This window comes from Rhodococcus sp. KRD175, from assembly GCF_017168275.1.
GTDB classification, from domain to species: Bacteria; Actinomycetota; Actinomycetes; order Mycobacteriales; family Mycobacteriaceae; genus Rhodococcoides; species Rhodococcoides fascians.
The window spans coordinates 1-22,377 of the sequence record NZ_JABFAQ010000013.1 but is presented as its reverse complement, the minus strand read 5'-3'; the positions used below and the strand labels follow the sequence as shown (position 1 = coordinate 22,377).

27 protein-coding genes are annotated in these 22,377 nt (G+C 63.4%); 15 read left to right on the top strand and 12 right to left on the bottom strand.

Annotation, left to right across the window (positions count from 1 at the left end; all coding sequences use genetic code 11):
• Window positions 1–133 precede the first annotated feature (133 nt).
• Both J1M81_RS19275 and J1M81_RS19270 read left to right on the top strand, forming a co-directional pair.
• Complete coding sequence (locus J1M81_RS19275; protein WP_241258279.1) at window positions 134–1,339, top strand: lipase family protein; 1,206 nt, start codon at window positions 134–136, stop codon at window positions 1,337–1,339.
• 109 nt (window positions 1,340–1,448) lie between these two features.
• Window positions 1,449–2,201, top strand: coding sequence for a MerR family transcriptional regulator (locus tag J1M81_RS19270; RefSeq protein ID WP_206498660.1), 753 nt, complete (start codon window positions 1,449–1,451; stop codon window positions 2,199–2,201).
• Window positions 2,202–2,393: 192 nt separating this feature from the next.
• Here the strand turns inward: J1M81_RS19270 and J1M81_RS19265 are convergent, their stop codons facing one another.
• Window positions 2,394–3,425 (bottom strand): amidohydrolase family protein, encoded by a 1,032-nt coding sequence (locus tag J1M81_RS19265; protein WP_283348118.1) that lies wholly within the window; start codon window positions 3,423–3,425, stop codon window positions 2,394–2,396.
• A gap of 115 nt (window positions 3,426–3,540) precedes the next feature.
• Between J1M81_RS19265 and J1M81_RS19260 the strand changes: the two genes are divergently transcribed.
• Window positions 3,541–3,924 (top strand): DUF5313 family protein, encoded by a 384-nt coding sequence (locus J1M81_RS19260; protein WP_032366711.1) that lies wholly within the window; start codon window positions 3,541–3,543, stop codon window positions 3,922–3,924.
• 24 nt (window positions 3,925–3,948) lie between these two features.
• On the top strand, window positions 3,949–4,428 hold the full coding sequence (rraA, locus tag J1M81_RS19255; protein ID WP_027494882.1) for a ribonuclease E activity regulator RraA: 480 nt from the start codon (window positions 3,949–3,951) through the stop codon (window positions 4,426–4,428).
• A 64-nt stretch (window positions 4,429–4,492) separates the two neighbouring features.
• Here rraA and J1M81_RS19250 read toward each other — a convergent pair whose 3' ends face one another.
• Window positions 4,493–5,332: an alpha/beta fold hydrolase gene (locus tag J1M81_RS19250; RefSeq protein WP_032366710.1), complete on the bottom strand. Its 840-nt coding sequence runs from the start codon at window positions 5,330–5,332 to the stop codon at window positions 4,493–4,495.
• Between the two features lie 103 nt (window positions 5,333–5,435).
• Between J1M81_RS19250 and J1M81_RS19245 the strand changes: the two genes are divergently transcribed.
• On the top strand, window positions 5,436–5,996 hold the full coding sequence (locus tag J1M81_RS19245; protein WP_032366709.1) for a TetR/AcrR family transcriptional regulator: 561 nt from the start codon (window positions 5,436–5,438) through the stop codon (window positions 5,994–5,996).
• Between the two features lie 66 nt (window positions 5,997–6,062).
• The gene (locus J1M81_RS19240; protein WP_206498623.1) at window positions 6,063–7,211 is read left to right on the top strand and encodes a serine hydrolase; all 1,149 of its coding nucleotides are present in this window, start codon (window positions 6,063–6,065) and stop codon (window positions 7,209–7,211) included.
• On the opposite strand, the gene J1M81_RS19235 is transcribed toward J1M81_RS19240, so the two are convergent.
• The gene (locus J1M81_RS19235) at window positions 7,212–8,123 is read right to left on the bottom strand and encodes an aminotransferase class IV (RefSeq protein ID WP_206498622.1); all 912 of its coding nucleotides are present in this window, start codon (window positions 8,121–8,123) and stop codon (window positions 7,212–7,214) included.
• A 64-nt stretch (window positions 8,124–8,187) separates the two neighbouring features.
• On the opposite strand from J1M81_RS19235, the gene J1M81_RS19230 reads away from it, so the two are divergent.
• Window positions 8,188–9,198, top strand: coding sequence for an aldo/keto reductase (locus J1M81_RS19230; protein WP_257886046.1), 1,011 nt, complete (start codon window positions 8,188–8,190; stop codon window positions 9,196–9,198).
• Window positions 9,199–9,329: 131 nt separating this feature from the next.
• On the top strand, window positions 9,330–9,635 hold the full coding sequence (locus J1M81_RS19225) for an N-acetyltransferase (protein WP_206498621.1): 306 nt from the start codon (window positions 9,330–9,332) through the stop codon (window positions 9,633–9,635).
• Here J1M81_RS19225 and J1M81_RS27035 read toward each other — a convergent pair.
• Entirely contained in the window at window positions 9,617–9,808 is a 192-nt protein-coding gene (locus J1M81_RS27035; protein WP_032371728.1) for a PLDc N-terminal domain-containing protein, read from the bottom strand. The genes J1M81_RS19225 and J1M81_RS27035 overlap by 19 nt on opposite strands.
• Before the next feature lie 113 nt (window positions 9,809–9,921).
• On the opposite strand from J1M81_RS27035, the gene J1M81_RS19215 reads away from it, so the two are divergent.
• On the top strand, window positions 9,922–10,119 hold the full coding sequence (locus J1M81_RS19215; protein WP_206498620.1) for a PLD nuclease N-terminal domain-containing protein: 198 nt from the start codon (window positions 9,922–9,924) through the stop codon (window positions 10,117–10,119).
• Between the two features lie 4 nt (window positions 10,120–10,123).
• Here the strand turns inward: J1M81_RS19215 and J1M81_RS19210 are convergent, their stop codons facing one another.
• Window positions 10,124–10,480, bottom strand: coding sequence for a hypothetical protein (locus tag J1M81_RS19210; RefSeq protein ID WP_206498619.1), 357 nt, complete (start codon window positions 10,478–10,480; stop codon window positions 10,124–10,126).
• 118 nt (window positions 10,481–10,598) lie between these two features.
• Window positions 10,599–12,464, bottom strand: coding sequence for an HNH endonuclease signature motif containing protein (locus tag J1M81_RS19205; RefSeq protein WP_206498618.1), 1,866 nt, complete (start codon window positions 12,462–12,464; stop codon window positions 10,599–10,601).
• A gap of 183 nt (window positions 12,465–12,647) precedes the next feature.
• Between J1M81_RS19205 and J1M81_RS19200 the strand changes: the two genes are divergently transcribed.
• Window positions 12,648–13,232, top strand: coding sequence for a hypothetical protein (locus J1M81_RS19200; RefSeq protein ID WP_032374599.1), 585 nt, complete (start codon window positions 12,648–12,650; stop codon window positions 13,230–13,232).
• Between the two features lie 62 nt (window positions 13,233–13,294).
• Complete coding sequence (locus J1M81_RS19195; protein ID WP_052061615.1) at window positions 13,295–13,822, top strand: hypothetical protein; 528 nt, start codon at window positions 13,295–13,297, stop codon at window positions 13,820–13,822.
• A 6-nt stretch (window positions 13,823–13,828) separates the two neighbouring features.
• Here the strand turns inward: J1M81_RS19195 and J1M81_RS19190 are convergent, their stop codons facing one another.
• Together J1M81_RS19190 and fmdA are read right to left on the bottom strand one after the other, a co-directional pair.
• Window positions 13,829–14,341: a hypothetical protein gene (locus J1M81_RS19190; protein ID WP_230593515.1), complete on the bottom strand. Its 513-nt coding sequence runs from the start codon at window positions 14,339–14,341 to the stop codon at window positions 13,829–13,831.
• A 1-nt stretch (window position 14,342) separates the two neighbouring features.
• Window positions 14,343–15,596, bottom strand: coding sequence for a formamidase (fmdA, locus tag J1M81_RS19185; RefSeq protein WP_032400935.1), 1,254 nt, complete (start codon window positions 15,594–15,596; stop codon window positions 14,343–14,345).
• A 68-nt stretch (window positions 15,597–15,664) separates the two neighbouring features.
• On the opposite strand from fmdA, the gene J1M81_RS26885 reads away from it, so the two are divergent.
• Together J1M81_RS26885 and J1M81_RS19175 are read left to right on the top strand one after the other, a co-directional pair.
• Window positions 15,665–16,024, top strand: a complete 360-nt coding sequence (locus tag J1M81_RS26885; RefSeq protein ID WP_306438637.1) for an FmdB family zinc ribbon protein — start codon at window positions 15,665–15,667, stop codon at window positions 16,022–16,024.
• Between the two features lie 42 nt (window positions 16,025–16,066).
• Window positions 16,067–17,287: an FAD-binding domain-containing protein gene (locus tag J1M81_RS19175; protein WP_206498617.1), complete on the top strand. Its 1,221-nt coding sequence runs from the start codon at window positions 16,067–16,069 to the stop codon at window positions 17,285–17,287.
• Here the strand turns inward: J1M81_RS19175 and J1M81_RS19170 are convergent.
• From J1M81_RS19170 to J1M81_RS19160, 3 genes are read right to left on the bottom strand one after another with little or no spacing between them, the layout of a single operon-like run.
• Window positions 17,281–18,060: a DUF4097 family beta strand repeat-containing protein gene (locus J1M81_RS19170; protein ID WP_027494896.1), complete on the bottom strand. Its 780-nt coding sequence runs from the start codon at window positions 18,058–18,060 to the stop codon at window positions 17,281–17,283. The genes J1M81_RS19175 and J1M81_RS19170 overlap by 7 nt on opposite strands.
• A complete protein-coding gene (locus J1M81_RS19165) occupies window positions 18,057–18,713 on the bottom strand; it encodes a response regulator transcription factor (protein WP_027494897.1) in 657 nt (218 codons plus the stop codon). The genes J1M81_RS19170 and J1M81_RS19165 overlap by 4 nt, the downstream gene beginning before the upstream one ends.
• Entirely contained in the window at window positions 18,704–19,978 is a 1,275-nt protein-coding gene (locus tag J1M81_RS19160) for a histidine kinase (RefSeq protein ID WP_206498616.1), read from the bottom strand. Before J1M81_RS19160 ends, J1M81_RS19165 begins: the two co-directional genes overlap by 10 nt.
• Before the next feature lie 194 nt (window positions 19,979–20,172).
• On the opposite strand from J1M81_RS19160, the gene J1M81_RS26445 reads away from it, so the two are divergent.
• Window positions 20,173–20,355 (top strand): hypothetical protein, encoded by a 183-nt coding sequence (locus J1M81_RS26445; RefSeq protein ID WP_027494898.1) that lies wholly within the window; start codon window positions 20,173–20,175, stop codon window positions 20,353–20,355.
• On the opposite strand, the gene J1M81_RS19155 is transcribed toward J1M81_RS26445, so the two are convergent.
• A complete protein-coding gene (locus tag J1M81_RS19155; protein WP_032374602.1) occupies window positions 20,343–21,176 on the bottom strand; it encodes a MerR family transcriptional regulator in 834 nt (277 codons plus the stop codon). The two genes, J1M81_RS26445 and J1M81_RS19155, sit on opposite strands and share 13 nt — an antisense overlap.
• 379 nt (window positions 21,177–21,555) lie before the next feature.
• On the opposite strand from J1M81_RS19155, the gene J1M81_RS19150 reads away from it, so the two are divergent.
• A complete protein-coding gene (locus J1M81_RS19150; RefSeq protein ID WP_032374603.1) occupies window positions 21,556–22,206 on the top strand; it encodes a cutinase family protein in 651 nt (216 codons plus the stop codon).
• Window positions 22,207–22,377 lie beyond the last annotated feature (171 nt).

Here is a 22,377-nt window from a genome sequence, read left to right as displayed (position 1 = left end):
GTGTTCGGAGTAACAGACAACCTACCTGGTCTTCGGCTCAGTTCACAGGGCCGATGTTCCCGGGCCCTGTGGCACGATGGGCGGTGGTCTACTCCGACGTCGGGGCGTTCGGAAGCAACAGGGTGGGGAATCCATGCGCAAGGCACTAGTTCTGGCCGGAGCAGCAGCACTGATGGTGGCATTCGCGGGGTCTGCGCAGGCAGATCCGGTCCAAGATTTCATTGCTCCACCGAGCGATCCGGCTGCGTATCTCCCCACGTCACTCGGCGATCCGTGGTTCGATCCGCCGGCCGGATACGAGAATCTCGTGCCCGGCACTGTCCTCGCTCGACGCGATGTCGCGGTGACCCCCGAGGCCTCGTCCGTCCAATTGCTCTTCCGCTCGACCGATTCGAAGAATCGTCCCATCGCTGCGGCGACGACGGTGCTGACTCCCGCTGCCCCGTGGACCGCCGGTGGAGATCGCCCCGTCATCGCATACAACGAGGCGACGGATTCACTCGGCAACACGTGCGCGCCGTCCTACACCCTCCCGCGGGGAAACAACAAAGAGATCGATCAGGTCCGGATTCTGCTCGGCCGCGGCTACACCGTGGTGATGACGGACTATCAGGGCCCACGGCAGGCATATTCGGCCGGCCTCGTGTCGGGGCACACCGTGCTCGACGGTCTCCGCGCCTCCCGAACGGCGGGAGTCTCCGCCGATGCCCCGATCGGCATCACGGGATATTCCGGCGGTGCGATCGCGTCGGGCTGGGCGGCCCAGTTGGCCCCCGAGTACGCACCCGAGCTGAACATCGCCGGCGTTGCGTTCGGCGGTCCGCCGACCGATTACAAGATTCTGCAGACCTCGCTCAACGGCCAGATCGGATCGGGCTTGTTCACTGCGGCGACGATCGGACTGTCCCGGGAGTACCCGGAGATGCGGCAGCTCGCCAACGACAACGGCAAGCGACTGGCGCTGGCACAGAAGGATCAATGCGTGGATGTGTTGTCCTACAGCGGACTACTGCTGTTGGACCAGCGAAATCTCTCCAACGTCCCTGATGTCTTCGCGCATCCGATCACCACGGCCGTCGTCGAGGAAAACCGCATGGGCCAGACGAAGCCGGACGCGCCGGTGTACATCTACCAGGGCTTGCAGGACTTCCTCATTCCCAAAGAAGGTGCCGAGGCCGTGCAGGATCAGTGGTGCGCTGCCGGCGCGTCGGTACACCTGGAAGAGGTGCCCGGCGACCATTCACAGGCCCAGACCAACGGCCGTCCCGGTGCCTACGACTGGCTGGCGCAACGACTGGCCGGAGAACCCACCTCGGGTTGCGAACGTGTGATTCGCTAGAGGTCCACAACGAGTCGTTTTTCGTCTTGACCCTCACGCCACGGGAGGCAGCACAGTGTCCTTCGTGAGTGATTCGTCCGCGAACAGTTCGGTTGACGTCCAGGCCGGCATGCAGGTCGGCGCGGTCTCGAAGTTGGTGGGTGTCAGCGTCAGAACGCTGCATCATTACGACGAGATCGCGCTGGTGGTGCCGTCGGGGAGAACCCCCAAGGGCTATCGGACGTATTCGTCGGCCGATGTCGAACGGCTGCATCAGGTATTGACCTACCGGGAGCTCGGGTTCCCGCTCGAGGTCATTGCAGCGTTGCTCGACGACCCGGCGGTCGATGCCATGGCGCATCTGCGGCGGCAGCGAGAGTTGTTGAACGAGCGGATCGATCACTTGCACGCAATGGCTGCGGCCGTGGACAAGATGATGGAGGCGAAGAAGATGGGTATGCAATTGACTCCCGAGGAGCAGCGAGAGATCTTCGGCGACAACTGGCCCGGCGAGGAATACGCCGAGGAGGCCGAGCAGCGCTGGGGCGAAACCGACGAGTGGAAGCAGTCGCAGCAGCGGACGGCGTCGTTCACCAAGGACGATTGGAAGGCCGTCAAGGAAGAGACGGACCTCCTGGAAGCGGATCTCGCTGCCGCGTTGCAGCGGGGTGTGTCGCCGGATTCCACCGAAGCCGGGGTACTGGCCGAGCGTCATCGCGCGTCGATCGAGCGGTACTACGACTGCGGTTACGAGATGCAGGTGAACCTGGCGGAGATGTACATCGCCGACGAGCGATTTGCCAAGCACTACAACGATATCGCCGACGGTTTGGCGCAGTATCTCCGTGACGTCATCGTCGCGAACGCTGCTCGTCAGAGCTGACCCGTCTCGCTCCGCACCCCTTTTCGGAATCCGCGCCTCCTGCAGGGGGTGCGGATTCCGACCCGGGGCGTAGATGTCCGGGCGAACGCTGCTCGTCAGGGCTGACGCGAGCGGCAGGCGGCATTCATCTGCCAATCCCAGTGCTCTGAGAACGGTTGTAGTGCTTGTGCTTTCATCGAACTCCCGTACGGATCAGACACTCAACAGACTGCGGGCATTGTCGGATGTGACGGCGCGCCAGTTCTCCAGCCCACCGTCCGCGGCTCCCGCGTCGAGCGAGCGCAGCTGCTCCTGCACCGCGGCGATCGGGGTGAAGCAGAAGTCGCTGCCGTAGACCAGACGATCGGGCCCGACCGTCGACAGCAACGCCGGCAACTGCCGCGGAACCGGCGTACCGGCGAGGTCGAACCACAAGCGCTGCAGTACATTCGGCGTCGACGGGGTACCGAGACCGACCTGCGTCCGGAAGAAGTCGACCCGATCCGCCAACAGCGGCAGTACTCCACCACCGTGAGTGAACACCCAGCGGATGTGAGGGAACCGATCGACCACGCCCAGCAGAATCAAGTCGATGACGGTTCGCGCTGTGTCGAAGAGGAATTCGACCATCGGAGCGGGCCTACCGAGCGCTACCGCAGCTGCATTCGGCGGCGAGGTGGGATGCACGAAGACCACCGCCGAACGCGCATCGAGCGCGGTGAGCAGTGGCGTCAGCACCGCGTTGCCCAGATACATGCCGCCGGCGTTCGACATCACGGTGACCCCGTCGGCACCGAGCCGATCGAGAGCCCGAATGGCCTCGACCGTCGAGTCGACGACGTTCGGAAGGGGCAGCGACGCAAAGAATCCGAGTCGTGGCTGACCCTGGGCAACTCCGGCTCCGAAGTCATTGACCCGTCGGGCCAGATCGGCAGCCTGGCCGTCGTTGCCGAAGTGCACCCCAGGGCTCGAGACGGACAGGATCGCCCTGTCGATCCCGCACCGGTCCATCATCTGCAGATGCTCGGTCACCGACCAGGACGGCCACTTCGGCATGCCGTCGGGAAAGACCATGCCGGACGCGAGCGCTTCCCGCAGGTAGAAGTCGGGGACCATGTGCGAGTGCACGTCCACTACTCCCCCGGCGGCAGGCGTCGGTGACGCCGACGCGGTCGCTGCGGACAGGGCGACGCCCGAGAGCGTGGCTGCACCGAGCGCGCCGAGCAAGGTTCTGCGGTCGATCACGATCTACGTCCTTGTCGTCGACACCACCCGGTCCGAACTGACGCTATCGTCACATATGAGATTATCCGCAGTCAACGGTGACTTGTACCAACTGATGTAGGACTAACATGGCGCGATGACGACCGAACGTACGAAGCCCAGTCCTGCGCAATTTTTGGGGTACTCGTTCGGTCGGGTGCTGCCCCCGTCGATGCAGGATTGGGTCCGAAACGACCTCGTCGGCAACGGTGCCCAGGTGCGCTACCTGGCTCGATTCACGGTCCCCGTCATCCCGTTGCTGCTGCTGTTCCTGCTGATTCCCGGCCCACTGTGGATGTCGCTGGCGATGATGGCGTTGCTGTTCATTCCGCTGGTGTACTTCGCGATAGCGCTGATGAACGTCTATCGGCGGCACCGGTTGCTCATTCACGGCCTCGATCCCCAGTTGATCAACGCCAAGGCGCAGAGCCGTGTCGACCGCACCCGGGACGACTACGAGCGACGTCACGGCCGCGGCTGACGATCGGACGTTAGTCTTCTGCGCATGACTTCACCTGTGGAATTCAAAGCAACCGCTGATCTGGCCGACGAGATCGGTCCCGACATCCGCAGCTGCGACACCCAGTTCATCCAGTTCGGCAAGCACACCGAGTTCGCCGGACCCATCACCACCATCCGCTGCTTCCAGGACAACTTGCTGGTCAAGCAGACGTTGAGCGAGCCCGGCAACGGCGGCGTTCTCGTGGTCGACGGCGACGCCAGCATCCACACCGCGCTGGTCGGCGACATCATCGCCGGGCGGGGTGTCGACAACGGCTGGGCAGGCGTCATCGTCAACGGCGCTGTGCGGGACTCGGCGATTCTGCGCACCCTCGACATCGGCGTCAAGGCATTGGGGACGAACCCACGCAAGAGCACGCAGACGGGATCAGGCGAGAAGAACGTGCCGGTGACCTTCGGCGGCGTCACCTTCACCCCCGGCGAGATCGTCTACAGCGATCACGACGGAGTGGTCGCGGTCTGATCCGACGCGAAAGGGACGGCCGCGGTGCCGTCCCTTTCTGTTTGCGTCTTGTACGACGTCGTTGCTACTTCACGAATGCGAGAAGCGCGTCGTTCACTTCCTGGAAGTGTGTCCACAGCAGCCCGTGGGGTGCGCCGTCGACCTCGACGTACGTTGCCTCCGGGAACGCCTCGTGGAACGGGCGGCCGGTGGAGTCGATCGGCAGGATGTTGTCGGCCGTGCCGTGCAGGATCAGCGTCGGCTTGCCCGATTCGCGGACCTTCGCGACGTCTCCGCGAAAGTCTTCGAGCCAGGTGGGCACGACGGCATAGGCCGCGACGGGCGCGCTGGTGGTGGCGGTGTTCCAGCTGGCGCGCACGGTGGCCTCGCTGATGCGGCTGCCGAGGTTTTCGTCGAGGTTGTAGAAGTCCTTGTAGAAGTTCTCGAACCAGGTGAAACGATCCTCGCGCGCTGCGGTCTCGATGCCGTCGAACACCGACTGCGGAACGCCGGTGGGGTTGTCGTCGGTCTGTAGCAGGAACGGCTCGAGCGAGGCGAGAAACGCGAACTTGGCGACGCGATCGGTGCCGTACTTCGCGGCATACCGAGCCAGTTCACCTGTGCCCATGGAGAATCCGACGAGGATGACGTCGTTCAGGTCGAGCTCGGTGAGCACCTTGTCCAGGTCTGCAGCGAAGGTGTCGTAGTCGTAGCCGACGGTGGGCTTGCTCGACTGCCCGAATCCGCGGCGGTCGTAGGTGATGACGCGGTAGCCGGCATCGAGCAGCGCACGCGACTGGCGCTCCCAGGAGTTGCCGTCGAGCGGGTAGCCGTGGATGAGCACGACCGGCTGGCCTGAGCCGTGATCCTCGTAGTAGACCTCGACGGGGGTGGAGTTCTCGGTTCCGACGTTGATGTACGCCATGATCCTGCCTTCCTGCGTCCTGAGCATCGAACGGGAGAACGGTCGTTCTCTCTGTGTGTGGACTACTGTAGAGAACGTTGGTTCTCTCGGCAAGGGGTAAGCGATGACCAGTACGGAAATCGGACGGGCACAGGTGGTGAACGCCGCGGACGAACTGTTCTATGCGCGCGGCATCCAGGCCGTCGGCATGGATGAGCTGCGCACCGCAGCGGGAATCTCTCTCAAACGCATGTACACACTGTTTCCGTCCAAGACGGCCATCGTGGCCGAGGTCCTCCGTGGCCGCACTGCCCAGTGGAACGACGGGATCCGCGCCGAGGCGGACCGACACGACACGCCGCGCGGAAAGCTGTTGTCCATCTTCGACTTCCTGGATCGATGGTTCCGAGAAGACGACTTTCGCGGGTGCGCGTTCATCAACTCCTTCGGCGAACTGGGCGCAACCATGCCCGAGGTCGCCGACGCCGCGCATCAGCACAAGAAACGTTTCATCGAGTACGTCACCGCCTTGGCCGTCGAAGATGGATGCGAGCCGACCGTCGGTCTGCAAATCGCACTTCTCGCCGAGGGTGCTCAAACCACCGCCGCCATCACCGAACTGGCCGAATCCGCCTCTGCAGCAAAGACTGCGGCCGAGGTTCTGTTGAATTCGAGCGCGAAGTGACCGGCATCGCGGATCACTGACATTTGACACTGAAATTGTCCGTTTCGGGACGTTAGTGTCGAATCCATGAGCAAGCTACGAGTCCTCGCCGCCCTCACCGTCTCGACGTTCCTGCTGGTCAGTGGATGCACGTCGTCCGACGAGCCCTCAGCCGTGCAGGCGACCACTACGACGACGTCGAGTGGGAACATCAGGACCGACGACGTCCAGGCGGCTCTGGACGCGCTGGTAGCGGCCGGGTCCGTCGCCGCTGTCGCGCAGGTGCGCGACGGCGAGGATTCCTGGTCGGGAGCGGCAGGACTCGTCGAGCGTGATGGCACCGAGCCGGCGGGTGCCGATGATCCGGTGCGCATTGCAAGCGTCACCAAGTCGATGGTCGCGGCGGTGGTGCTGCAGCTCGTCGACGAGGGAAAGCTGCAGCTCGATCAGCGGGTCGACGAACTCCTTCCGGGCCTGCTGTCCAAGTCCGTCACCGTCCGACAACTGCTCGACCACACGAGCGGAATACCCGACTACCTCACCGGACTCGATACGGCGCAGCAGATCGCTTCTCGCGCCGATGATTCCGTCTCCGACGATGAGCTGATCTCGAAGGCATCGGCCATGCCGTGGACAAGTGAACCGGGCCAGGAGTTCAGCTACTCGAACACCAACTACGTTCTACTCGGGCGGATCGTGGCCGATCTCGATGGGAAGCCCGTCGGACAGTCGTTGCAGGACAGGATCTTCGAACCTCTGCAGATGACCGACACCACCTACCCCACCGACACTGATATCGCCGGCGATGCACTGCACGGCTACGTGCTGGAGAACGGGATCTACACCGACGTCACCGAATACGACGCGAGTATCTGGTCTTCCGCTGCTGCAGTGGTCTCCACGGTCGGCGATCTCAACACCTTCTTCAGAGCGCTGTTCGACGGCATGCTCATCCCGCAGAACCTGATCGACGAGATGCAGGTCCTCACGCCGTCCGCGTATGGACTCGGACTGCTGCTCGGCGGCGATGCCTGCAATCCCGGTTCCGGGGAACTGGTATTCGGTCAGCGCGGCAACGGCTTCGGCTACAGCACTCTCGCGTTCGCGAGTCCGGACGGGGAGCGCCAAGTCGCACTGTCGTGGACCTCTGCGGCACCTGACCCCGCAACCGATCCCCTGTTCCAGTACGCCAGCGCCGCGCTCATTGCCGGACTCGAGTCGACCTGCCCGGCGTAGCTAGAGGGTCGTCACCCAGCCGTGCACTTCGTCGCTCGTGAGTGCAGCCTGGTGACGCTTCCGCAGAGTGAGCGTCGTCGGTCCGGTTTCCTTGGTTCCTATTGCGCGGCCGTCGATTTCGTATACCGGGGCAACCCCGGCCGACGTGCCACACACGAAGACCTCGTCGGCGATGTACAGCTCGGTGAGGTCGACGGTGCGCTCCTGAACCATCATTCCTTCTTCGCGCGCAAGGGTCAGGAGTGTTCGACGGTTGATGCCATCGAGAATGTCGCTGGTGACGTCAGGTGTGATGAGCACTCCGTTTCGAACGAGGAAGATGTTGGCGGCACTGAGCTCGCAGACGTGTCCGTTGATGTCGAGGAAGATGCAATCATCGAACCCACTGTCGATGGCATCCTGTTTCGCCAGAACGGAATTGACGTATGCCCCGTTGACCTTCGCGCGCGACGGAATCGCATAGTCAGGGATGCGACGCCACACACTGGTCTTCAATCGCATACCGTTTTGCGGCACAATGGGATTGGCGTCGTAGAGGAAGATCGACACTGTCGTGTGCAGGCCACGGACCCGTGTTCCGGGAATGGACTCGTCGACGTGGACGGTTGCTCGCACGTACACCTCGTCGGTCGGGGCGTTGGCGGCGACGACCTGCTGCGTCACCTGCACGAACCGTTCGAAACTCCACTGCGTCGCGAAGGTGTCGATGCCGATGATCTTGCAGGACTCGACGAGTCGCTGGTAGTGATCGAGCAACCGGAAAGCGGTGCGCCGATCTCCGTTCACCTGCACCGGAAACACGGTGTAAACACTCAGGCCGTAGAGGACGGCCGAGGTCGCGACCCCGAGTGTCGCGTCCTGCGCGTCCACCAAGCGATCGCCGAAATACACCTTCGAGTGCGGGAGTGCCATGCGGCGATGCTAGTCGCCCGGTGAGTCCAAGCGACAACGCTTTTACTTCTCTATGGTCGAGTACATGAGCGAACGCACAGTATCCTGGCCACCCCTTGGTCGTTCCGCAGGCTCCACTCCCGCCCGCACACTCTGGAACAACGGCCCCGAGGTGGGTGCCATCGGCTTGGGCTGCATGGGAATGACCTGGGCATACAAGGCAGACGACCAAACGGAGTCCCCCGATCGCGTCATCGGGCACGCATTGGACCTGGGTGTGAACTTCATCGACACCGCCGATGTGTACGGACCGTTCACCAACGAGGAAGTCGTCGGCGCAGCCATCGGCAGTCGACGCGACGAGGTTGTGCTCGCGACCAAGGGTGGATTGACCTCCCACATCGGCGACGCCGGCGAGCCGGTCATTTCCGGCCCCAATGGCAAGCCCGAGCATCTGCGGTCTGCCATCGACGACTCGCTCCGACGGTTGGGCGTCGACCACATCGATCTGTATTACCTGCACCGTCCCGATCCCGAGGTCGACGTCGAAGACAGCATCGGCGCGATGGCCGAGGCCGTGCAGGCCGGAAAGGTTCGCGCACTGGGTGTTTCGGAGTTCACCGTCGAGCAGCTCGATCGGGCTCAGCGGGTGCATCCGATATCCGCTGTGCAGTCGGAGTTGTCGTTGTGGACACGCGACCACCTTGCAACCTCGTTGCCATGGACGAAGGACAACGGTGCCGCCTTCGTGCCGTTCTCGCCGCTGGGCCGAGGGTTTCTGACGGGCAACTTCCGCGGAACCGCACCCGCTGCAGATGATTTCCGCTCTCGACTGCCGCGCTTCAGTCAGGACAACCTCGATGCGAACCTCGTCATCGTCGACGCCACCGCGGCCATCGCCGACGAGCTCGGTGCGACGCCTGCGCAGGTGGCCCTGGCATGGGTGCTGGCGCAGGGAGAGCACGTGGTGCCGATTCCCGGCACTCGCCGCACTTCACGTCTGGACGAGAACGCCGGTGCCGCCTCGCTCACGTTGAGCTCCGAGCACCTCGCCGCACTCGACACGTTGCCCGAGCCCGCTGGTGGCCGGTATTGAGATAGCGCAGGTCGATCCGTCGACGGATCGGTTGTCGGCCGAGAAAATCCTCGCGGTACAGAGGAGTGCGTACGCGGTCGAGGCCGAGCTCATCGGCGACGACCGCATCCCACTACTGCACGAGTCGGTGGATGATCTGTGCAGCACAGGTCCACTGGCTCGTCGCGCTTGATCTGGACGAAATCCTCGGTGCCGCAGCGTGGTCCGGATCCGAGATCGACCGTCTGGTGGTGGCTCCGCACGCACATCGCCAGGGCATCGGTCGCGGTTTGGTTACCGCGGCACTGAATTACATTGCCGGAGAACGTGTGCTGGTGGCTACCGGGCGAGACAATGCCCCGGCCCGTCGCCTGTACGAGTCACTCGGCTTCGTGCACAGCCAGAATCAAGAGGTGTTGCCGGGACTGTGGCTGGCCCGCTACGAACTCAACCGTTGATCTGTATCGGGCTTACGCGGGCGAGCGACGAACCATATCAGTGCGCCTGAGATGGGCATCAGCAACACGAGCAGACACCACCAGAACGCGGATCCCCGACGAGCCTGATTGCTCCGAAGAATCGACACCCATGCGACACCGACGAGTAGCAGCCACAACACGATCCCAGCCATCCATGCGAGATCGAACCATAACGGCAGAGCCGGGTTACCGTCAGCATCCATGGTCTTCCGACTCCTTTCACCTCAGGGCAAGACTAGCCACGACGCAGGCATAAGGTGCGACCATGACTTCTGCCGGCGGCGCGATTGCATTGGCTCTCTTCGGCATTGCTCTCGTGTCGATCGTCCGTGACACAGGCTCCAACTGGCTCATCAAGCTGGCATGGGTAGTGGTGACACTGATCCTGCCCATCGTCGGCCCGATCCTGTGGTTCGCAGTCGGGAAGCGCTATCCGTATGGGGTGAACGTCGGCAACAGCTGAGAGTTCAGTGTCCAGTCGCATTGCGTAGGTCGATGTTGATCAGATGGCTTACCTGGTCGCGGAGCCATTCAACCGTCTGCGGGTTGGGGGCGGGTGTGTGGGCCAACAGCGTCCAGCGAAGTCGGGTTGCTGCGGTCAGATCGAACTGCACCAGGATGTCGGGAAGACTCGGCCACGGCGAGCTCCACACCACGCGGTCGAACTCACTACTCTCGACGATGCGCGGCAGAGCGGCACCCTCGAACATCACCGGCCAGGCGAACCCTTGATTCTTCGGATGCACATCTGGGCGCATCAGTGCCTTCGAGACGAAGAAGACCGGCGGCGACAACTCCGCAGTCCTGCTGGCGAGAACCATCATCGGGTTACCGTACGCGGGCGCCGACTCGGGAGCCCTCCTATTTTTCGCGCACGCCGGTGCGGTCGGTCGCGATGTACTGACAACAGACAGAGCTGTGCCCTGACGCTTGTGTGGGTCGTCAGGCGGGTTGTCGTGGTTCTTCGTCGCCGGTGTCGCCTGTGTCGCTGTGGTGGTCGGGTGGGTAGAGCACTTCTTCGGGGTGGTGTGCGTGGTTGATCAGCCCACGGCGTGTGGGGTCCATCCCTGTTGGTGGGTGCCACAGGGTGCGGCCCGGGTATCTGTGTCGCGCTGTGGTTTTGGTGGTGGCCCACTTTCCGGGACCGGTGCCGACGAGTGCGTGGTGCATGTCGCAGGCGAAGGTGAGGGAGTCGATGTCGGTGGGTCCGCCCTCGACCCAGTCGTCGAGGTGATGTGACTGGCACCAGGTCGCGGGGCGGGTGCAGGAGGGGAAGCTGCAGCCGCGGTCGCGGGCGATGAGGACGATGCGTTGGTCGGCGGAGGCGATGCGTTTGGATCGGCCGAGGTAGAGGGCTCTGCCGTTGTCGTCGAAGATGGTGAGGTAGTGGTGGGCGTGCGAGGCCATGCGGATGGCGTCGCGGATCGAGACGCGGGATCCGGTGGCGGTCATGGCGTAGCCGCAGCCTGCGTCGAGGTCTTTCAAACTCATGGTGACGATGGCGGTGACGGGTAGGCCGCGGTGGGTGCCGAGGGTGCCGGAGGCGAGGGTGTGCCGGAGTGCCATCTTCAGTGCATCATGACGGCGTTCGTTCTGGGTGCGTAGATCCCGCGCAGCGGCAGCGTCGCGAGCAGCGGTGTCCGATGCGTCGGCGTCGGTTTGGCCGCCGGGTTCAGCAGTGCTGTCGGAGCCGGCATCGTCGTTGGTGTCGTTGGTGTCGGCCGTGCCGTGTGGCGTTGTGCCGCAACCACAATCGCTGCTGTCGGTGCACTCACCCTCACCGCGGCCGTCGCCACTGCGGTTTTCTCCACTGCGGTCGTCGTCACCGTAGAAGTTGGCACCGTTGTCGTCGGTCCCATCCCACAGGTATTCGTCATCCGATCGAGCATCGCTGGATCCTGCCTCGTCGGGCATCGGCCCGGGCTTTGGCGTAGCCGCACTGCCACTCCCGCCGCCGTCCTCGTCGCCGTTGGTCTCATCCTCGTGGACGATCGATGTCGGGTCTGCAGGGTTGTTCACCCCCGGCTTCGCAGCTTTCGAGAACAGGGCTTCGAGGTAGGCCCGTAGTTCGGAGTCGACGCAGAACTTTCCCTCGGACATTCCGTCGGACCCCTGCTCACCGAGGTAGAAGAACGCATCCCGTTTCCTTGGCCTCGGCTTCGCGTTCTTGTCTTCGTCTTCGTCTTCGTTCTCGTCGAAGTCGCCGTCGGGGTCGAGGATCGAGTCCAGGTGCGCGACCAGTGGTGCGAAGTCGTCGGGCCGTCGGGTCGAGGCGAGACCGACCAATTGCTGTTCGGCGCGATCTCGGGTCTGCGGATCGACACTCGAGGGTAGGTGCCGGAAGAATTCGCGGATCATCTGCACGTGCTGGGCATCGAGCAGTCCTGCCCGCAATGCTGCAGCGGTGTGCGGCAACAAGGGAGGCAGCATTTCACCGGACAGTGCGGTGCGATCACCCAATTCGGCGGCCAGACGCACCCGCGCCCCGGCCGCTCGTGGGGTGATTCGCAGCATCCACGCCACCGAGCACGGCACCGAACCCGGATACACATCGAGGCCGTGTTGTGAGATCAGTTCGTTGAGCCAGGTGTGCGCATACGCGGTCACAGACCGCGACAGAGCTTCCATGCGTTGGATCACCGCACGGCGGTCGGTATTCGACCACGACACCGACGCCTGCCCCGCCAACTCGGCGACCGCCGACTCCACACGGTCCACCAGCACCGACAGTTCGGGGTCGGACACGACGGGGGCAGGCGGCACCGTGTCGATGCCGTCCACCCCTGATTCGCCGTCCCCCGAAAGCATGAACAGAATCTACCGCGACCCACCGACAAACTTTCGAACACACGTTCCTATCCAACTCTGTCGCCTCAGGCCGCGGTGACGACGGGCACCACTTCGTAGGCCAGCTCCGGTAGTCCGGTCCACCTCATGGATCGGTAACGTCGCACTAGCGCAAGCCCGGTATCGACCCAGAAAGGGCGCACCATGACCGTGCGACCATCCAGCGATCCCACTGCCGCCGACTGGCTCGTCCACGCTGATCGAGATTGGTGGGACCTCGCCACCAGAGGTCCACTGGGGTACGAGAGCTACGCGCGTCTCCGGTTCATCCCGGATCCGACGCACGCGGATCAGCGTGAGGGCGAGGCCGACGTTCCGTACGACGAGCGTTCGGAGACAAACCAATTGGCGATGGTCGTTGCGACGCTGGCCAAACACACGACGACACCAGCGGACTGCTACTTTTGCGTATGGGAGGGGTGGGGTGGTCTCGAGGTGCACGGTGCCGCGCGAATCCACCTCCCGGAACGGGAAGCATTCTTGTTCCGGGGGGCTGCCCTGGACCTATTGCGCTGGGAACAGGCACTCGATCCCCCTGATCGCGAGGGTCTGCCGATCCCCTCGTTCGTCTGGCCCGCCGACCGAGCCTGGTGCATCGCCAACGACATCGATCCCCACTTCGCCACCATCGGTGCGAGCTCGTCCGCGATAAAGGACGTTCTCGCCTACCGTCGAGTCGACACAGTCATCGACGACCCTGCCAGCCCACAACCCTGGTACAGCCATTGAATACCGGCCGCACAGAATGGTCTAACACTGATCTGCAACAGGATATCTCGGCAACAGGATGGGTGAACGACGGCCTGAAGGTCGTCTCCGAAACCACAGTGGGCTCGCTGGTCCCCACTGTGTTCGACGCCTATGCCCGCATCCTGTATCCCGGGCGCAACGGCACGCCGAATCCCCTTCCGCGGGCGAAACCCATTGCAGCCCGGCATGTTCAGCTGGCATCCATCATCGAGGTACTCGCTGGTAGCACGAACACACCGGACGATTGCTTCTTCGCTATCTGGGAAGGCAACACCGCACTCGACTACATTCGCGATTCGGCACCGACCACGAACATCGCCGGCTACGACTACTTCCTGCTGAGGGGGCCGGTCTCACGTGCAACGGACACCCTCGGTGGGTTGTCACCGAATCTGTGGTGGCCCAACGACCACGCGTGGTGCGTAGCTCAGCACTTCGACTTCCCCTGTGCCTATATCGGGGGCAGCAGGGATGCCGTTGCGGACCTTCTCGCGCTCACAGAGATCGATTCGTCGCCGGTCCGCGTCGACCAGATCATCACCGTGAACTACGACCAGCACATCGACTGAGATACCTCAACCAGTCGATGCAACGGTCTCGACAATCGATGCTTTCCAACGAACTCCGAATCCCGCAGGTATTGAATCCCTTTCGTGGTACTCCAGCGCACCGCTGTACGTCACACTGAACGCGCCGGGATGTCGCGTCGGGATCAATTCCCGTCGTTGCACGAGAAGACCGGCCCGATCATGGATGCGGAGGGTGCCTCGCGGCCGCGTCCGAAAGTCCAACCACAGATACCTGTCCCACACCAGGCAGCCGTGTAACGTCACATCACCGACCAGGCCGCCGTCGCCCATCATCGTGGTGAAGCCGTTCCCGAGATGCGCCACCCACTCCGTCAGACCGTCCACAGTGACAGTCTCGACCCGAGCCGGCACCTCGGCACACATTTGCGCCGGCAGGTCCATCTGGTCGGGTGACGCCCAGTACGTGGTGGGAGTAAACACCGCGCCTACGGCAGGCTCGTCAGGCCACGGTTCCATGTCCTCGAGCATCCACAGTTGCGACATATCAAGCAAACTCACGTCAGAACTGCGCCCTGGGCGCTCCCATTCCCGGGTCGATTTGGAACGGCCCGCTGGCGGACGGCGCTATCGGGAAATCGAAGATTGCGGTGGGGATGTACACGGTGGCACAGGAGTTGGGTATGTCGACCACTCCGGACAGGCGTCCCTCGATCGGGGCCGAGCCCAGCAGCAGGTACGCCTGCTCGGGGCTGTATCCGAATTTGGTGAGGTAGTCGATCGCATGCATGCAGGCGTTCTGGTAGGACAGGTCGGAGTCCAGATACTTCTGCTCGCCGTCGACGGTGACCGAAATGCCCGAGAAGGCAATCCATTCCGAGTACTGCGGTGCGGTGTTTCCGGGCATGAAGATCGCGTTTTCACTGACCCCGTACGTGTCCATGCCGCCCTTGATCAGGTCGACGTGCAGGTCCATGAAACCGCCCATTTCGATGGCACCACAGAAGGTGATCTCGCCGTCACCCTGCGAGAAGTGCAAGTCTCCGAACGACAACTTCGCCCCTGGTACGAACACCGGATAGAAGACGCGAGTGCCCTTGGTGAGATTCTTGATGTCTTGATTGCCACCGTTCTCTCGTGGCGGTGCCGTACGTGCGGCTTCGCCTGCGACACACGAGAACTCGTCGCCGCTCAACGATCCCAAAATTGCCCCGTCGAGTTCGGGTGCTAAAGCCAGCGGGGGAACACGCTGAGGATCCGTGGCAATCAGCGCACCTTCACGGGCGTTCCACTTGGCCAGCAGTGCAGCCGACGGCGCGGTCCCCATCAGGCCGGGATGGGTGATTCCGGTGTACTTCACGTGCGGAACGTGGCGAGATGTGGTGGTCTGGCCGGAAAAGTCCCAGATCGCCTTGTACGCGTCGGGGAATCGATCAGTGAGGAATCCGCCGCCGTTCTGCTTGGCGAAGATCCCCGTGTATCCCCAGCCCTGACCGGCCAGTGGGCCCGAATCTTCCTGTGGGATCGGACCGACGTCGAGGATATCGACGATCAGCAGGTCCCCGGGCTCGGCTCCCTCGATGTGGAACGGCCCGGACAACGTGTGCACGTTGTTGAGCGGCGCATTCAGAATGTCCTCGGCGGAGTCGTCGTTGTGAATGGCCCCGTCGAACCATTCGCGGCAGTGCGCCCGAAACGACGTGCCGGGCTTCACTGTGACCGCCGCCGGGATATCGGGATGCCATCGGTTGTGACCGACGATCTCCTGTTCGGTGAAACTCTTCGTCGAGTCGAGCGGAAACAGCAGTTCGGGCACGAGGCACCTCCGGTTGCGCGGATTCTCCTGCCTCGATCATTGCACCGTCGTGGTGTATTCGGCCCAGTATGACGTGTAAATGTTGTATGACGTTGCGCCGGAACGCCACTGACACGACACCTCGCGCTACCCTCGTGTGCGTGCCCACCTACAGCTTTCGCTGCACACAGCGTTGCGAACCCGTTGAGCAGAGATTCTCCATGGCCGATGTCCCCTCCCAGGTGACGTGCCCGGAGTGCGGCGAGAGCGCTGCACGCCGGATTTCGTCTCCTGCCCTCGGCAGGGGGAACAGCGCTGCGATGAAGGCACACGACGCCTCGCGGGCCACCGCCGACTCACCGACGGTAGTCACCTCCATCCCACGGCAAGGGCGGGCGGCTAGCCCGACGACGTCGAACCCGCTCCACCGTCGCCTGCCACGTCCCTGATCTCGGCGTTTCTCTTTCGTGCCGACGGGGAAGTCCGGGTGCATGTCCCAGCTCCCCGCTCCCCCGTCGATCGCCGACGGCTTCACCACCGACGACGTCGTTTCCTGGGTTGCCGAGCATCTGGGCGACCTGACGCTCGAGCGGCCGGACGACATAACTCCGGGTGGTATTCGCGGCGGCCAGTCGGCGGCCGATGCCGCGCTGGCGCGCTTGGACATCACCGGCTACGCCCGCGACCGCAGCACTGTCCTTCCTGCGAATCGTCGTGGAGCCAGTCGAATGTCGCCGTACATCCGGCACGGTCTGCTCACTCTCCGTGAGGTGTGGGACGCCGTAGCGGACGCCCCTGCGCGCGATCGCACGCGGTACCGGGACGAACTCATGTGGCAGGAATATGCCCGCCACCTCTATGCCCGCGTCGGAACCGATCTGGGGAGATCCCTTCGTCGTGAACAACCACGACCGCACAACTGGACTTCCGAACCCTGGCCCGACGAGATGAACTGCATGTCCACGGTGGTGGGCGAATTGCACAGTGACGGTTGGCTCGTCAACCAAACACGCATGTGGCTGGCGTCCCAATGGGCTGTGCGTGCCGGCGCGACATGGCGCGACGGCGAGGACGAGATGTTCACCCACTTGCTCGACGGCTCACGGGCGGCCAATCGACTGGGTTGGCAATGGACGGTCGGTACCGGAAGCGGCAAGGTGTACGGCTTCAGTCGGTGGCAGGTGAACAAGCGCGCACCATCCCTGTGCCGCAACTGCGCGCTGAAAGACGCCTGCCCCATCGAGAATTGGCCCGACGATGATCTCGGACCGGCAGTCGACGGACCCGATCTCAACAAGGCACCGGTACCCGCGGGCCCCGCGAGCATGGAAGGTGATGGTGCAGAACAGGTCTGGCTGACCGCCGAATCGCTCGGCACCACAGACCCCGCCATGGCTGCGAATCCCGAGCGACCTGCCGTCTTCGTGTTCGACGAACCACTCCTGCACAAGCTTCGGCTGTCCGGAAAGCGACTGGTGTTCCTAGCCGAGACTCTCGGCGAGATCGCGTCGACCCGGCCGTTGGAGGTACGTCGCGGCCGAGTATCCGAGGAACTTTCCGGACGGTCTCTGGCCGCCACCTGGGCACCCGTTCCCGGCTTTTCTCGCATCGCCGACGCCATCGCCCCGGTCGAATTGCATCCATGGCCCTGGCTGACGCGTCCCACCACATCCTCGGTCCGGTCGTTCAGTGCGTGGCGGCGCAGTCACTGACGTGCCCGCACCGTGATCTGCCCTTCCTCGCTGGTGGCGGAGACCGTCTTCGGCGATCTGGGGTCGTTGATCACGTCGACGACGACGTCGCCTTTGTCGGATGCCGCGTCGACGGCATAGAAGTCGGCGGGCGGAAGCCCGATCGTCGTGTCGCCGATCACGTTGCGCGCCTTGACCGATTCCGGTGCAGTACGCGATTCGACGCTGATCTCGCCGAACGTCGTGCTCACATCCACGATGGACGCAGTTGCATCACTGATCTTCACGTCACCGAACCGTGTGTCGACCCGGATGGCTCCCGCCGATCCACGAGCGAACACCGATCCCGACGCTGTCGAGACGGATACGTCTGCACCGACATCCGACAGCACGACATCACCGCCCGCACCGTTCACCGCGAGGGTCAGGCCTGCGGGTATCTGCAATTCGACGTCGGCGTCACACGTCTTGTACCTGCCGTAGGAACATTCCACAGCCACGCTCGACCCGTCCGCACCGACGTCGACCGTGGGGGCGTCCCCTCGGTAGATCCCGTGCGCTCGAACATGCAGCGAATCATCGGGGCTGGGCACGAACTTCAGGTGCGCGAACCCGGTCGTCACAGTCAGCTGCGAGCCGTCGATCGCGTGATCTACCGAGTAGTCGTAGTTCTGAGTCTTCGGAACGGAGAAACCGAGCGCGATCGCCGCAGTGGTGCCTGCTCCGGCCGCACCGACCACGACGGCCGCTGTGGTGATCGCCAACGTGTAGCGCAACAATGGAATTCGATTCATCGAATAGCTCCCAGGTATCGTAGGACTGCCATGACCCGGCGGTGATCCGCACTGTCGCCGAGCAATCCGAGTTTGGCGAAGATGTTTCCGATGTGCTTCTCGACGGCTGCTTGGCCTACGACCAGAGTGGAGGCGATGCCGGCATTGGACTTACCTTCGGCCATCGCCGTCAGCACATCTCGCTCTCGCGGTGTCAGCGAGTCGAGTGGATCCGATCGTGGTGCGCGCGCCAAAATCTGTTGCACAACTTCTGGATCGATGACGGTTCCGCCGTCGGCGACCGTTTTCACCGCGTCGGAGAATTCGTCCACATCGGCGACGCGATCCTTCAGCAGATATCCGACGCCGTCCGTGCTCTGCCGAATCAGTTCTGCCGCATACCTTTCCTCCACGTACTGCGAGAGCACCAGTACTCCGACATCGGGCCAACGCTCACGAATGACCAGTGCCGCTCGCAGACCCTCGTCGAGAAATGTCGGAGGCATCCGCACGTCGATGACGCAGACGTCGGGCAGCGGCTCGGTGGACGACATCAGCGTCAACAGCTGCGCCGCGTCACCAACTTTTCCGATCACCTCGGCACCGGAGTCGACCAACAAACGCGCAACACCCTCACGTAGCAGTACCGAGTCGTCGGCAATGATCACTCGCACGGGATGGTCACCTCCACTCGTGTCGGGCCGCCCGACGGCGAAGTCACCGTCAGGGTTCCGTCGATTCCGCTGAGCCTGTCGGCCAATCCGGCCAATCCGCCGCCGGGCTCGAAATGCGCACCGCCGCAACCGTCGTCGACCACGGTGACGGCGACGGAGGACTCGCCGCGAGCGACATCGACCTGCACGTTTCCGGCGTGGGCGTGCTTGCCGACATTGGTCAAGGCCTCGGACACCACGAAGTACACCGTCGACTCGGCGGTGGCGTTCAAACGTCGCTCGCCGGTGAGGGCCGGGTCGATCCCGATCGTCACCGGAACCGTCGACAACGCGGCGACCGACGACAGTGCCGCGTCGAGTCCGCGATCGGTCAGGATCGGGGGGTGCAGTCCGCGCGTCAACGTTCGGATCTCACCGATCGCGTTCTTCGCCTCCCGATGAGCATCGTCGAGCAAACCCTTCAAGACCACGTCGTCCGTAGCCGATGCGCGAGACTTCGCTTGCCCCAATGACATTGCCACCGAGACCAGCCGTTGCTGGGCACCGTCGTGCAGGTCTCGTTCGATGCGTCGCCGCTCGGCATCGGCGGCGTCGACGACGCGAGCACGGCTCATGGTCAGCTCGTTCACCCGCTTGCTCGACTCCGACTGCCCGAGAAGTGCTGCAGCGCTCCACCAATCGAGCTTGGCAATCAGGGTCGTCAGTGGCGGAACGCCGGCAACCAGGACTACCAGAGCTGCCACTCCGATCACCGCAACCAGCGGAAAGTCCACTCGTTCGGCTATCTCCAACCCGGTGCCCTCGGGATCGGTGACCAACCACGCGACCGGGGCGGCCGCCAGAACCGGAAGCGCCAGGAAGAGCGCAGGCAGCAAGAACAGCAGCGCAGCCGAGATCGGAATACGAATGATCCAGTAGACGAGCGACTTCCACAGCCCGACGTCACGAACACACCACACCAACCTTCGCCAACTGGTCGGATAGACGATGGTGTCCGGTTTCGTGATCTCGATGCCACTGGTCAGGTCGATGCCCGCTCGCGCCGCGATGTCCAGCCAACGAAGGACCACGATCGTGAACACGAAGACGAGCACACCGCTGAGGGCGAACGGCAACGCGAACACCGCGAGCAGGAGCAGACCTACGATCAGCCATCCGCCCAGTCCGGCGAACGTCGTCGCCAACAGCGACGCCATTGCCAACCACCACTGCTGCGAAATCCACGCTCTGAGCGGATTGAGGGGAATCGGTAATGCCTGGTTCATGCGGATGAGCCTAAGTGGGCAGTCGCCGGGGCGTCCTCACTGCGAACCCACGAGGTGAGGTAGGGCCAGCCCTACCCTCGGCGCGCAGGTCCATGTGAGTTCGCCCAGCTCAGGCGTCGAACACGCCCTTTGCTTCCCGAACTTGTCGGTAGCCGGTGATATCAAGGAAGTACACGACTACAGAAAGGGTTCCCATGTCCGCCAGTGTCGATACCTGCCACGGAACGCTCGTGATCCACGCAGTCGGTAGTGCGGAATGCACGGAACCCGATTGCGTGGATCTCGAGTACGTTCGCCACTTCCTGGTGCTCGAGTGCGAGGAGATCACCGGCGGCTGCCAGTGCACAGCGCTGGTTGAGCTCGCTCAGGCGTCCTGACGCCGGACGACCGGCTGCTGCAGCTCCGTCACCCAGTTCTCCTGCGGCGCAGGCTCGGAGACCAGGTAGTACTCGCGGCAGATGCCGGAGAGCTCGTAACCGTTGGCGTCGATCCAGGCCATGAACTGCTCCCAGGTTTCCCCGATCGTCGCCATCGAGCCGTGGTGCACGGTCGTCAGCGCGAGGTCGATCGCGGGTAGCTCGGTGACGTCGTAGTCCTCGCCTGCATCAACGTCGGGGGTGATCTCGAACGCGGCATGCACCGTGATGCCGGTGCCGTCACCGTCGTCGACGGCCTCGTAGAGGGCGATCGACGACGGTCCGAATTCGACTCCGTCTCGTGCCAGAGACGACGCGAGCCGGGCGTACATCGGACCGATCACCGGGCCGATGTTCTGTGGCCCGTAACCGGCAGCATTCTCGGTGACGACGGCGACGCGGGTGGCCGGCAGCGACTTGGTGTCCACAATGATCATCGAATCTTCTCCCTCTACGGCGCGGAGGCGCGCATCGATCCGACGCAGTCGGGCGGCGTCGAGATCGAGTCGATGGGCGACGTCTTCACGTTTGGCGACGAGCATCCGACGCAATCGGTCGGCGCTGACCTGCGCATGCACGATCTGCTTCACCTCGTCGAGCCGAAATCCCAGGTCCTTGAACATCAGGATGCGGCCCAACTCCTCGAACTGTCTACCGTCGTACGACCGATATCCGGTGAACGGATCCACCCGTGCCGGCGTCAACAGCCCGATCTCGTCGTAATGCCGAAGCATGCGAACCGAAACCCGGCCGATCGATGCGAACTCTCCGATACTGAACATGACCCTCCGAGACTGCCGTCTCACACTGTGTGAGGGTCAAGTATCGCGCGCCGTGCGGTGGCTCGACCCGTTCTGCGCGCACCGATCAACCACTTTCGCCGGTCGTCGCATCGATCGAGTGCGCTCCCTGATAGTCACGAAAAATTCGGACCAGGCCATTCGCCAGGTCTACGGCACCCCAGCGGTCACCGTAGCGCAACAGGCGTTGAGAAACCAGGCTTGGCAGTGAATTCCCGACACATCTCGAGACGGCCTCCCGGAGCCGCCTCGATAACCGACCGGGCGTCTGTAATCAAATGTTGAACGACCCTGTGAATGGGACGTCGCAGCGGTTATGGTTCGTTTCGATGCTCCTCCCCCGAACCCACAAGGACTCGCCATGAAGAGACGCCTGATCGCCTATTCCATTGCTGCACTTGCTATCTCCGCCACCGCAGTGGCGCTTCCCACCGGAGTGGCCTCGGCCGCGCCGTGTTCGGATGTGGACGTCTCGTTCGCTCGCGGCACCGGGGAACTTCCCGGCCTCGGCATCACGGGTACTCCTTTTGTGAGCACCGTCAAATCGCAACTCTCGGATCGCTCGGTCAGCACGTACGCCGTGAACTACGCCGCCGACTTCACCCAGGCCAGCGCGGGACCCGGATCTCGCGACCTCGTGGCTCATCTCAATTCCGTTGCGGCATCGTGCCCGTCGACGAAATTCGTGATCGGCGGTTACTCGCAGGGGGCGACCGTGGTGACCAACGCAGTCGGTCTGCGCACTCCCAGCAGCTTCACCGGTGCCGTCATCCCGGCCGCGATCGCCGACCGTATCGAGGCCGTTGTGGTGTTCGGCAACCCATTCTGGCTTACCGGCAGGAAGATCGAAACAGCCAGCAGCACATACGGTTCACGCACCAACAGCTTCTGCAACTTCGGCGACCCGGTGTGCCAGATCGGTGGCTTCAACACCTTCGCTCACCTGACCTACGGCACCAACGGCTCGACGACGCAGGGTGCCTCGTTCGCGGCCGCTCAGGTACGGAGCTGAATCGACTCACCGAAATCGGTGCGCGGGCCCCGATGGTTCTGCGGATAGAAAAGTCGGTTCCGGTAGCCCGGATTGCTGTGCGCTCGTGAAGATTTCCTCAGCGACTGCATCGACCCGAGCTATCGGAACCAACGCAATGGCCGAACCCCCGAACCCCCCACCCGTCATACG

Coding starts and splice junctions, on each gene's coding strand:
- J1M81_RS19175 (WP_206498617.1), top strand. CDS start 16,067: ATGTCCCAGCTCCCCGCTCCCCCGTCGATCGCCGACGGCTTCACCACC.
- J1M81_RS19215 (WP_206498620.1), top strand. CDS start 9,922: ATGACTTCTGCCGGCGGCGCGATTGCATTGGCTCTCTTCGGCATTGCT.
- J1M81_RS19170 (WP_027494896.1), bottom strand. CDS start 18,060: ATGAATCGAATTCCATTGTTGCGCTACACGTTGGCGATCACCACAGCG.
- J1M81_RS19240 (WP_206498623.1), top strand. CDS start 6,063: ATGAGCAAGCTACGAGTCCTCGCCGCCCTCACCGTCTCGACGTTCCTG.
- J1M81_RS19245 (WP_032366709.1), top strand. CDS start 5,436: ATGACCAGTACGGAAATCGGACGGGCACAGGTGGTGAACGCCGCGGAC.
- J1M81_RS27035 (WP_032371728.1), bottom strand. CDS start 9,808: ATGGCTGGGATCGTGTTGTGGCTGCTACTCGTCGGTGTCGCATGGGTG.
- J1M81_RS19235 (WP_206498622.1), bottom strand. CDS start 8,123: ATGGCACTCCCGCACTCGAAGGTGTATTTCGGCGATCGCTTGGTGGAC.
- J1M81_RS19200 (WP_032374599.1), top strand. CDS start 12,648: ATGACCGTGCGACCATCCAGCGATCCCACTGCCGCCGACTGGCTCGTC.
- J1M81_RS19225 (WP_206498621.1), top strand. CDS start 9,330: ATGATCTGTGCAGCACAGGTCCACTGGCTCGTCGCGCTTGATCTGGAC.
- J1M81_RS19270 (WP_206498660.1), top strand. CDS start 1,449: ATGCAGGTCGGCGCGGTCTCGAAGTTGGTGGGTGTCAGCGTCAGAACG.
- J1M81_RS19275 (WP_241258279.1), top strand. CDS start 134: ATGCGCAAGGCACTAGTTCTGGCCGGAGCAGCAGCACTGATGGTGGCA.
- J1M81_RS19230 (WP_257886046.1), top strand. CDS start 8,188: ATGAGCGAACGCACAGTATCCTGGCCACCCCTTGGTCGTTCCGCAGGC.
- J1M81_RS19210 (WP_206498619.1), bottom strand. CDS start 10,480: ATGATGGTTCTCGCCAGCAGGACTGCGGAGTTGTCGCCGCCGGTCTTC.
- J1M81_RS19205 (WP_206498618.1), bottom strand. CDS start 12,464: ATGCTTTCGGGGGACGGCGAATCAGGGGTGGACGGCATCGACACGGTG.
- J1M81_RS19250 (WP_032366710.1), bottom strand. CDS start 5,332: ATGGCGTACATCAACGTCGGAACCGAGAACTCCACCCCCGTCGAGGTC.
- J1M81_RS19155 (WP_032374602.1), bottom strand. CDS start 21,176: ATGTTCAGTATCGGAGAGTTCGCATCGATCGGCCGGGTTTCGGTTCGC.
- J1M81_RS26885 (WP_306438637.1), top strand. CDS start 15,665: ATGACGTGTAAATGTTGTATGACGTTGCGCCGGAACGCCACTGACACG.
- J1M81_RS19260 (WP_032366711.1), top strand. CDS start 3,541: ATGACGACCGAACGTACGAAGCCCAGTCCTGCGCAATTTTTGGGGTAC.
- J1M81_RS19160 (WP_206498616.1), bottom strand. CDS start 19,978: ATGAACCAGGCATTACCGATTCCCCTCAATCCGCTCAGAGCGTGGATT.
- J1M81_RS26445 (WP_027494898.1), top strand. CDS start 20,173: ATGTCCGCCAGTGTCGATACCTGCCACGGAACGCTCGTGATCCACGCA.
- J1M81_RS19150 (WP_032374603.1), top strand. CDS start 21,556: ATGAAGAGACGCCTGATCGCCTATTCCATTGCTGCACTTGCTATCTCC.
- rraA (WP_027494882.1), top strand. CDS start 3,949: ATGACTTCACCTGTGGAATTCAAAGCAACCGCTGATCTGGCCGACGAG.